The sequence below is a fragment of the Myxococcus guangdongensis genome (genome assembly GCF_024198255.1).
Lineage (GTDB): Bacteria > Myxococcota > Myxococcia > Myxococcales > Myxococcaceae > Myxococcus > Myxococcus guangdongensis.
In genome coordinates this window covers 1-11404 of record NZ_JAJVKW010000033.1, presented here as the reverse complement: position 1 = coordinate 11404, position 11404 = coordinate 1, and the positions used below count along the sequence as shown (strand labels likewise).

1 protein-coding gene is annotated in these 11404 nt (G+C 66.7%); it reads right to left on the bottom strand.

The features are described 5' to 3' along the window. Nucleotides 1-11404, bottom strand: an 11404-nt coding sequence (locus LXT21_RS44430; RefSeq protein ID WP_254044345.1) for a non-ribosomal peptide synthetase, incomplete at both ends; no start/stop codon positions are given.

Genomic DNA, 11404 nt, shown 5'->3' with positions numbered 1-11404 from the left:
GAGAGAGACGTCTTCTCGAAGCGGAGGGCCTCGGCGTGAGGCGTGCGGAGGGCCTGGGCCTCGAAGAGGGAGTGGAGGGTGGCGTCCTCGGGGTAGCGGACGTGCTCGCCCTGGAAGTCGGAGAGCAGGGTCTGCGTCTCGGTGGCCGAGAGGAGCTTCAGGGTGTGAATCGGCTGGTCCGCGTGAGCGGTTGCCTCGGTGAGCAGGCTCGTGAAGTGGCGAGCCATGCGCTCCACGGTGGAGGCATCGAACAGGTCTGAGTTGTAGTCCAGCGCGCCCTGCAGCTTGCCTCCGACCTCGTTCATGCCGAGGAAGAGGTCGAACTTGGCGGAGTGCAGCTCGGAGGTGAGGACGTCGAGCTCGAGGCCCGGGAGGTCGAGGTCTTCGTCCGGAGTGTTCTGGTAGACGAAGGACACCTGGAAGAGCGGCGAGCGGCTGAGGTCACGCTGCGGCTGGAGCTCCTCGACGAGCTTCTCGAACGGGATGTCCTGGTGCTCGAACGCGGCCAGCGTGGAGGCTCGCGTGTTCGTGAGCAGCTCACGGAAGGAGTGCTCGGGGTTGATGCGCGCGCGGTGGACCAGCGTGTTGACGAAGAATCCGATGAGGCCCTCCGTCTCGGCGCGGTTGCGGTTGGCGATGGGCGAGCCCACCGAGATGTCGTCCTGACGCGAGTAGCGGGACAGGAGGACCTGCCAGCCCGCGAGCAGCACCATGAACGGCGTCGCGTTCTCACGCTGAGCGAGCGCCTTCACGGCCTGCGTCAGCTCCGTCGTGAGCGTGAACGGCAGGACCGCGCCGTTGTAGGTCTGGACGGCGGGACGAGGCCTGTCCGTCGGCAGCTCGATGGCGGCGGGAGCCCCCGCGAGCTGCGTGCGCCACCAACCGAGCTCCTGCTGGAGCACTTCACCGTGGAGCCACTGGCGCTGCCAGATGGAGAAGTCAGCGTACTGGATGGGAAGGGGCGCGAGCGGCGTGGACTCGTTGCCGGAGAACTGGCGGTAGAAGGCCGCCAGCTCGCGAACCATGACGGAGATGGACCAACCGTCCGACGCGATGTGGTGGATCGTGACGAGGAGCCTGTGCTCTCGCGCATCCAGGCGGATGAGCGAGGCACGAACCACGGGGCCATGCGCGAGGTCGAACGGACGCGCGGCCTCCTGCGAGGCCAATCGCTGGGCCTCGGCCGCGCGCTCCTGCGCGGGCAGTGAGGTCAGGTCGATGACCGGCATCTCCAGGATGAAGTCCGGCTGGATGACCTGGACCGGATGACCGTCGTGAATGGCGAAGCGAGTGCGAAGGACTTCGTGACGCTGGGTCAGTGCCTGGAGGGACTTCAGGAGCGCGGAGGAGTCGAGCGAGCCGGAGAGCTTGAGGACCCAGGGGATGTTGTAGGTGGAGGAGCCGGGCTGGAGCTGGTCGAGGAACCAGAGGCGCTGCTGAGCGAAGGAGAGAGGCAGCGGCTGGGAGCGGTCGACGGGGACGAGGGGAGGCTGGCGGGACGCAGTGCTGTGCTGCTCCAAGCGCTGAGCGAGGAGGGCGACGGTGGGCGCGGCGAAGAGCTCACCGAGAGGAAGCTCGACGTTGAAGGAGGAGCGGATGCGAGAGACGACCTGAGTGGCGAGAAGGGAGTGGCCACCCAACTCGAAGAAGTCGCCATGGAGGCTGACGCGCTCGAGGCCGAGGACGTCGGCGAAGATGGAGGCGAGGCGAGCCTGAGAGGGAGAGGAGGGCTCGACGAACTCGTCGGCGGAAGCCGAGGCGAAGTCGGGAGCGGGAAGAGACTTCCTGTCGAGCTTGCCGTTGGCGGAGAGAGGGAAGGCGGGCAGCGAGACGAAAGCCGAGGGCACCATGTACTCGGGCAGCCGCTGCTGGAGGAAGCCCTTGAGCGCAGTGGTGTCGACGGTCTGCTCTTCGTCAGCGGTGAAGTAGGCGACGAGACGCTTGTCACCGGGGACGTCCTCACGAGCGAGGACGACAGCCTCCTGGATGCCGGAGAAGAGGCGAAGAGCGGCCTCGACTTCGCCGAGCTCGATGCGGAAGCCACGAATCTTCACCTGGAAGTCGTTGCGGCCGAGGAACTCGAGGGAGCCGTCAGAGAGCCAGCGAGCCTTGTCACCGGTGCGGTAGAGGCGAGCACCAGGGGAGCTGCTGAAGGGATGGGGGACGAAGCGCTCGGCGGTGAGGTCGGCGCGGTTGAGGTAGCCCCAAGCCAGGCCGTCACCACCGACGAAGAGTTCGCCAGGGACGCCAGGAGGAAGAGGCTGGAGGGCGGAGTCGAGGACGAAGGCGGAAGAGTTGGAGAGCGGCGAGCCGATGGGGACGGAGCGGGAGACAGCGTCGCCGTGACGAAGGGAGTGGGTGGCGGAGAAGGTGGTGTTCTCGGTGGGGCCGTAGCCGTTGACGAGGACGTGGCCTTCGGGGAGGCGAGCGAGGTGCTCCCGGACGCGGTGAGGCGGAAGCACGTCACCACCGGCGAGCACCTGTCGTACGCCAGAGAGGGCCACCGGCTGATGAGCGACCATCTGCTCGAAGAGAGCGGCCGTCAGCCAGAGAGAGGAGACCTTCTCGCGGACGAGGACAGCACCCAACTCCTCGAGGGAGAGGGAGTGGGGAGGCGCGAGGACGAGCTTCGAGCCATGAAGCAAAGCCCCCCAGATTTCGAGGGTGGAGGCGTCGAAGGCGACGGGAGCGGAGTGGAGCCAGACTTCCGAGGCGCCGAAGCGGATGAAGGAAGAAGAGACGAGGCGAGTGACGCCCCGGTGAGGAACGCAGACACCCTTGGGCTCGCCGGTGGAGCCCGAGGTGAACATGACGTAGGCGAGGTCGTCGCCAGTGACGTCAGAGGTCAGTGCAGTCGTCGGCCTGCGAGAGATGCGAGAGGCCTCTTCATCGACGATGAGGAGGACGGCGCCGAAGGCGGGCAAGTCATCCGCGACATCGGAGTGGGAGATGAGGACGCCCGCCGCGGACTCACGGAGGACGAAGGAGAGGCGCTCGGAGGGCCAGGCCTTGTCGAGGGGGACGTAGGACGCGCCGGCCTTGAGGACGGCCAGGAGGGAGACGATGAGGTCGGCGGAGCGGTCGAGGCGGACGGCGACGCGAGAGCCAGGGAGGACACCCAAGGCGCGCAGGTGGTGCGCGAGCTGGTTGGAGCGCTCCTCGAGCTGCGAGTAGGTGACAGCCTCATCCGCCGAGACAACAGCGACGGCATCGGGCGAACGGGCCACCTGCTGCGAGAACAGCGAGTGGATGCTGGCGTTGCGCGGGTAATCCGTGACGGTGTTGTTCCACGTCGAGATCACGGCCTGCTTCTCTGCGGACGTGAGCAGCGGAATCTGGCGGAGTTGGGTCTCCGGTGACGAGACGACCTCGATCAAGAGCACCGAGAAGTGCTGAGCGAGGCGCTCCATCGAGGCCGCGTCGAACAGGTCGGTGTTGTAGTTGATGATGCCTGAGAAGCCGTCCTTGCCCTCTTCGAGAAGGAGGCTGAAGTCGTACTTGGACGTCTCGATGCTAGGCGGCACTCCACCCAGCGCGACGCCAGGGAGGGTCAGGGCCTCTTCTGGAGCGTTCTGAAGCGTGAGCGTGACCTGGAACAGCGGCGAGCGACTGAGGTCGCGCTGCGGCTGCAGCTCCTCGACGAGTTTCTCGAAGGGGATGTCCTGGTGTTCGTAGGCCGCGAGGGTGCTCAGGCGCACCTGTCCCAGCAGCTCACGGAACGAGCGCTGCGCATCGATGCGCGAGCGCAGGACGAGCGTGTTGACGAAGAAGCCGATGAGGCCTTCGGTCTCCGAGCGATTACGGTTCGCGATGGGCGAACCCACGGAGATGTCGTCCTGTCCCGAGTAGCGGGAGAGCACGAGCTGGAAGGCTGCGAGCAGGACCATGAAGGGCGTAGCGCCCTCGCGCTGGGCCAGTTCCTTCACCTGCGCACTGAGTTGCTTGGAGAGAGCAACAGGGACGACAGCGCCGCCGTAGGTCTGGATGGCGGGACGAGGCCTGTCCGTGGGCAGTTCGAGCGTGGAAGGGGCGCCCGCGAGCTGCTGACGCCACCAATCAATCTCGGAGGCGAGGACGTCGCCATGGAGCCACTGACGCTGCCAGACGGAGAAGTCGGCGTACTGGATGGGCAGCGGTGCGAGCTGCGCGGCGTCTCCACCGGCGAACTGGCGGTAGAAGGCGGCGATCTCGCGCGTGATGACCGCGATGGACCAACCGTCGGAGATGATGTGGTGAGCGGTGACGAGGAGGAGGTATTCCTCGTCGCTCAGGCGCACCAGTGACGCGTGCACGAGCGGACCGCGGGACATGTCGAACGAGTACAGCGCCTCCGCGCGCGTCAGTCGTTCGGCTTCAGCCTCGCGAGCAACGGGCTCCAGACCCCGCAGGTCGATAACAGGCAGCTCGAGCTGAAGGTCAGGACGGATGACCTGAACGGGCTGGCCGTCGTGCACCGCGAAGTGGGTGCGAAGCACCTCGTGGCGCGCGAGGAGCGCGTTGAGGGACTGGCGCAGCGCGCCGACGTCGAGCGAGCCGGAGAGCTTGAGAGCCCAGGGGATGTTGTAGGTGGAGGAACCGGGCTGGAGCTGGTCGAGGAACCAGAGGCGCTGCTGAGCGAAGGAGAGAGGAAGCGGCTGGGAGCGGTCGACCGGGACGAGGGGATGCTGGCGGGACGCGGTGCTGTGCTGCTCCAAGCGCTGAGCGAGGAGGGCGACGGTGGGCGCGGCGAAGAGCTCACCGAGGGGCAGCTCGACGCTGAAGGAGGAGCGGATGCGAGAGACGACCTGTGTGGCGAGGAGGGAGTGGCCACCGAGTTCGAAGAAGTCGCCGTGGAGGCTGACGCGCTCGAGGCCGAGGACGTCGGCGAAGATAGAGGCGAGGCGAGCCTGAGCGTGAGTGGAGGGCTCGACGAACTCGTCGGCGGAGGAGGAGGAGGCGAAGTCGGGAGCAGGGAGCGATTTCCTGTCGAGCTTGCCGTTGGCGGAGAGGGGGAAAGCCGACAGCGAGACGAAAGCCGAGGGCACCATGTACTCGGGCAGCCGCTGCTGGAGGAAGCCCTTGAGTGAGGAGGTGTCGACGGAGGCGTCGCCCGAGGTGAAGTAGGCGACGAGACGCTTGTCACCGGGGACGTCCTCACGAGCGAGGACGACAGCCTCCTGGATGCCAGCGAAGAGGCGCAGAGCGGCCTCGACTTCGCCGAGCTCGATGCGGAAGCCACGAATCTTCACCTGGAAGTCGTTGCGGCCGAGGAACTCGAGGGAGCCGTCGGAGAGCCAGCGGGCCTTGTCACCGGTGCGGTAGAGGCGAGCGCCGGGGGAGGTGCTGAAGGGGTGCGGGACGAAGCGCTCGGCGGTGAGGTCGGCGCGGTTGAGGTAGCCCCAGGCGAGGCCGTCACCACCGACGAAGAGCTCGCCAGGGACGCCAGGAGGAAGAGGCTGGAGGGCGGAGTCGAGGACGAAGGCGGAGGAGTTGGAGAGAGGAGCGCCGATGGGGACGGAGCGGGAGACTGAGTCGCCGTGGCGCAGGGAGTGGGTGGCGGAGAAGGTGGTGTTCTCGGTGGGGCCGTAGCCGTTGACGAGGACGTGGCCTTCGGGGAGGCGAGCGAGGTGCTCCCGGACGCGGTGAGGCGGAAGCACGTCGCCACCGGCGAGGAGCTGCCGGACACCAGCAATCGCCTCCGGCTGGTGAGCGACCACCTGCTCGAAGAGAGCGGCCGTCAGCCAGAGGGAGGAGACCTTCTCGCGGACGAGGACAGCACCCAACTCCTCGAGAGAGAGGGAGTGGGGAGGCGCGAGGACGAGCTTCGAGCCGTGAAGCAAAGCCCCCCAGATTTCGAGGGTGGAGGCGTCGAAGGCGACGGGAGCGGCGTGGAGCCAGACTTCCGAGGCGCCGAAGCGGATGAAGGAAGAAGAGACGAGGCGAGTGACGCCGCGGTGAGGAACGCAGACGCCCTTGGGCTCGCCGGTGGAGCCCGAGGTGAACATGACGTAGGCGAGGTCATCGCCCGTCACCTCGGAGGCAATCGGCGTCGTGGGCCGACGAGAGATGCGAGAGGCCTCCTCATCGACGATGAGGAGGACGGAGCCGAAGGCAGGCAAGTCATCCGCGACGTCGGAGTGGGAGATGAGGACGCCCGCAGCGGACTCACGGAGGACGAAGGAGAGGCGCTCGGAGGGCCAGGCCTTGTCGAGGGGGACGTAGGACGCGCCGGCCTTGAGGACGGCCAGAAGGGAGACGATGAGGTCCGTGGAGCGGTCGAGGCGGACGGCGACGCGAGAACCAGGGTGGACACCCAAGGCGCGCAGGTGGTGCGCGAGCTGGTTGGAGCGCTCCTCGAGCTGCGAGTAGGTGACAGCCTCATCGGCCGAGACAACAGCGACGGCATCGGGCGAACGGGCCGCCTGCTGTGAGAACAGCGCGTGGACGCTGGCATCGCGCGAGTAAGCGGACTGCGTTCCGTTCCACGAGGGGAGCAGTTGCTTCTCGGAAGGCGTGAGCATCGACACGAGGCCGAGCTGTCTGTCGGGGCTGGCGAGAAGCCCATCGAGGAGCACAGTGTAGTGCTGCGCGAGGCGCTCCATCGAGGCCGCGTCGAACAGGTCGGTGTTGTAGTTGATGATGCCCGAGAAGCCTTCGCTTCCTTCGTCGAGGAGGAGGCTGAAGTCGTACTTGGACGTCTCGATGCTCGGAGGCAGGGCGTCGAGGCTGAGCCCGGGAAGCGTCAGCGCCCCCTCGGGTGCGTTCTGGAGCGTCAGGGTGACCTGGAACAGCGGTGAGCGGCTGAGGTCACGCTGAGGTTGCAGTTCCTCGACGAGCTTCTCGAAGGGGACGTCCTGGTGCTCGTAGGCGGCGAGGGTGTTCAGACGCACCTGTTCCAGCAGCTCGCGGAACGACTGCTTGCCATTGAGCCGGGAACGGAAGACGAGCGTGTTGACGAAGAAGCCGATGAGGCCTTCGGTCTCGGAGCGATTGCGGTTGGCGACAGGCGAGCCGACCGAGACGTCGTCCTGCCCTGAGTAGCGAGAGAGCAGGAGCTGGAAGGAAGCGAGCAGGACCATGAAGGGCGTGGCGCCCTCGCGCTGGGCCAGTTCCTTCACCTGGGAGCTGAGCTGCTTGGAGAGAGCAACAGGGACGACGGCGCCGCCGTAGGTCTGGATGGCGGGGCGAGGCCTGTCCGTGGGCAGCTCGAGAGAAGTCGATGCTCCAGCGAGCTGCTGGCGCCACCAGTCGATCTCCGAGGTGAGGACGTCGCCATGGAGCCACTGGCGCTGCCAGACGGAGAAGTCGGCGTACTGGATGGGAAGCGGCGCGAGCTGTGCGGCGTCTCCGCCTGCGAACTGGCGGTAGAAAGCCGCGATCTCTCGGGCGATGACGGAGATGGACCAACCGTCGGAGATGATGTGGTGAGCGGTGACGAGGAGGAGGTACTCCTCATCGCTCGTCCTCACCAGGGTCGCATGGACAAGAGGACCCTGTGCGAGGTTGAACGCGTGTTGAGCCTCCTGGCGCATCAGCGCCGATGCTTCGGCCTCGAGAGAGGTCGCCTTCAAGCCCCGCAGGTCGACGACAGGAAGCTCCAGCCGGACATCAGGACGAATGACCTGAACGGGCTGGCCGTCGTGCACCGCGAAGTGGGTGCGAAGCACCTCGTGGCGAGCGAGGAGCGCGTTGAGGGACTGGCGCAGCGCGCCGACGTCGAGCGAGCCGGAGAGCTTGAGAGCCCAGGGGATGTTGTAGGTGGAGGAGCCGGGCTGGAGCTGGTCGAGGAACCAGAGGCGCTGCTGAGCGAAGGAGAGAGGAAGCGGCTGGGAGCGGTCGACCGGGACGAGAGGAGGCTGGCGGGACGCAGTGCTGTGCTGCTCCAAGCGCTGAGCGAGGAGGGCGACGGTGGGCGCGGCGAAGAGCTCACCGAGGGGCAGCTCGACGCTGAAGGAGGAGCGGATGCGAGAGACGACCTGTGTGGCGAGGAGGGAGTGGCCACCGAGTTCGAAGAAGTCGCCGTGGAGGCTGACGCGCTCGAGGCCGAGGACGTCGGCGAAGATGGAGGCGAGGCGAGCCTGAGCGGGAGTGGAGGGCTCGACGAATTCGTCGGCGGAGGAGGCGGAGGCGAAGTCGGGAGCAGGGAGCGATTTCCTGTCGAGCTTGCCGTTGGCGGAGAGGGGGAAAGCCGACAGCGAGACGAAAGCCGAGGGCACCATGTACTCGGGCAGCCGCTGCTGGAGGAAGCCCTTGAGTGAGGTGGTGTCGACGGTCTGCTCATCCGCGGGGATGAAGTAGGCGACGAGACGCTTGTCACCGGGGACGTCCTCACGAGCGAGGACGACAGCCTCTTGGATGCCAGCGAAGAGGCGCAGAGCGGCTTCGACTTCACCGAGCTCGATGCGGAAGCCACGAATCTTCACCTGGAAGTCGTTGCGACCGAGGAACTCGAGGGAGCCGTCAGAGAGCCAGCGAGCCTTGTCACCGGTGCGGTAGAGGCGAGCACCAGGGGAGCTGCTGAAGGGGTGCGGGACGAAGCGCTCGGCGGTGAGGTCGGCGCGGTTGAGGTAGCCCCAGGCGAGGCCGTCACCACCGACGAAGAGCTCGCCAGGGACGCCAGGAGGAAGAGGCTGGAAGGAGGAGTCGAGGACGAAGGCGGAGGAGTTGGAGAGAGGGGCGCCGATGGGGACGGAGCGGGAGACTGAGTCGCCGTGGCGAAGGGAGTGGGTGGCGGAGAAGGTGGTGTTCTCGGTGGGGCCGTAGCCGTTGACGAGGACGTGGCCTTCAGGGAGTCGCGCGAGGTGCTCCCGGACGCGGTGAGGCGGAAGCACATCACCACCGGCGAGCACCTGGCGCACGCCCGTCAAAGCAGAAGACTGGTGAGCCACCATCTGCTCGAAGAGAGCGGCCGTCAGCCAGAGAGAGGAGACCTTCTCGCGGACGAGGACAGCACCCAACTCCTCGAGAGAGAGGGAGTGAGGAGGCGCGAGGACGAGCTTGGCTCCATGGAGCAGCGCACCCCAGATTTCGAGAGTGGAGGCGTCGAAGGCGACGGGAGCGGCGTGGAGCCAGACTTCCGAGGCGCCGAAGCGGATGAAGGAAGAGGAGACGAGGCGAGTGACGCCGCGGTGAGGAACGCAGACGCCCTTGGGCTCGCCGGTGGAGCCCGAGGTGAACATGACGTAGGCGAGGTCATCGCCAGTGACGTCAGAGGTCAGTGCAGTCGTCGGCCTGCGAGAGATGCGAGAGGCCTCTTCATCGACGATGAGAAGGACGGCGCCGAAGGCGGGCAAGTCATCCGCGACGTCGGAGTGGGAGATGAGAACGCCCGCAGCGGACTCACGGAGGACGAAGGAGAGGCGCTCGGAGGGCCAGGCCTTGTCGAGGGGGACGTAGGACGCGCCGGCCTTGAGGACGGCCAGGAGGGAGACGATGAGGTCGGCGGAGCGGTCGAGACGGACGGCGACGCGAGAGCCAGGGAGGACACCCAGGGCGCGCAGGTGGTGCGCGAGCTGGTTGGAGCGCTCCTCGAGCTGCGAGTAGGTGACCGCTTCATCCCCCGAGACAACAGCGACGGCATCGGGCGAGCGGGCCGCCTGCTGCGAGAACAGCGAGTGGATGCTGGCGCTGCGAGGATACTCAACGGCAGTGCCGCTCCAGTTCGTGAGGACCTGTGCCTTCTCTCCCGTGGAGATGATGGGCAGAGCACTCAGCGCCTGATCGGGGCGAGCGACGGCGGCCTCGAGCAACACGGTGAAGTGCCGGAGCAGGCCCTGCATGGTGGCCGCTTCGAACAGGTCGGTGTTGTAGTTGATGATGCCCGAGAGCTGCTCGGCCTCTGTGAACAAGAGGCTGAAGTCGAACTTCGACGTGTTGATCTCGGCAGGCAGCGCCGTGATGTCGAGCCCCGAGAGCGCCAGAGAGGACTCCGGCGCGTTCTGCAGGGTCAATGAGACCTGGAACAGGGGCGAGCGGCTCAGGTCGCGCTGAGGCTGCAGTTCCTCGACGAGCTTCTCGAACGGGACGTCCTGGTGCTCGTAGGCGGCGAGGGTGCTCAGACGCACCTGTCCCAGCAGCTCGCGGAACGAACGCTGTCCTTCGATGCGTGCGCGCAGGACGAGCGTGTTGACGAAGAAGCCGATGAGGCCTTCGGTCTCGGAGCGGTTGCGGTTGGCGACGGGGGAGCCGACCGAGATGTCGTCCTGACCTGAGTACTTGGAGAGCAGGAGCTGGAAGGACGCGAGCAGGACCATGAAGGGCGTGGAGCCCTCACGCTGGGCCAGCGCCTTGACGGCCTGGGTGAGCTCTCGGGAGAGCTCGATGGGGAGCACGGCGCCGCGGTAGGTCTGAACGGCGGGGCGAGGCTTGTCGGTGGGCAGCTCGAGCGCGGAAGAGGCGCCCGCGAGCTGGTGACGCCACCAGTCGAGTTCGGAGGCGAGGACGTCGCCGTGGAGCCACTGACGCTGCCAGACGGAGAAGTCGGCGTACTGGATGGGCAGGGGCGCGAGCTGCGCGGCCTCTCCGCCCGAGTACTCGCGGTAATACGCACCCAGTTCTCGGACCATGACCGCGATGGACCAACCATCCGAGATGATGTGATGGACGGTGACGAGCAGCAGATGCTGCAGCTCATCCGTGCGGATGAGTGAGGCACGGACCAGCGGACCTCGAGCCAGGTCGAACGGTCGCGAGGCCTCTTCTCGCGTCAGTCGATCAATGGTCGCGTCCTGCTGAACGGGGGCGATTCCTCGCAGATCCACCAACGGCAGTTCGAGCCGGAGCTCGCCCTGGATGATCTGGATGGGCTGGCCTTCGTGGGTGGAGAAGCGAGTGCGAAGGACTTCGTGGCGCTGGGTCAGGGCCTGGAGGGACTTCAGGAGCGCGGAGGAGTCGAGCGAGCCGGAGAGCTTGAGGACCCAGGGGATGTTGTAGGTGGAAGAGCCGGGCTGGAGCTGGTCGAGGAACCAGAGGCGCTGCTGAGCGAAGGAGAGAGGAAGCGGCTGGGAGCGGTCGACAGGGACGAGAGGAGGCTGGCGGGACGCAGTGCTGTGCTGCTCCAAGCGCTGAGCGAGGAGGGCGACGGTGGGCGCGGCGAAGAGCTCACCGAGGGGCAGCTCGACGCTGAAGGAGGAGCGGATGCGAGAAACGACCTGTGTGGCGAGGAGGGAGTGGCCACCGAGTTCGAAGAAGTCGCCGTGGAGGCTGACGCGCTCGAGGCCGAGGACGTCGGCGAAGATGGAGGCGAGGCGAGCCTGAGCGGGAGTGGAGGGCTCGACGAATTCGTCGGCGGAGGAGGAGGAGGCGAAGTCGGGAGCAGGGAGCGATTTCCTGTCGAGCTTGCCGTTGGCGGAGAGAGGGAAGGCCGACAGCGAGACGAAAGCCGAGGGCACCATGTACTCGGGCAGCCGCTGCTGGAGGAAGCCCT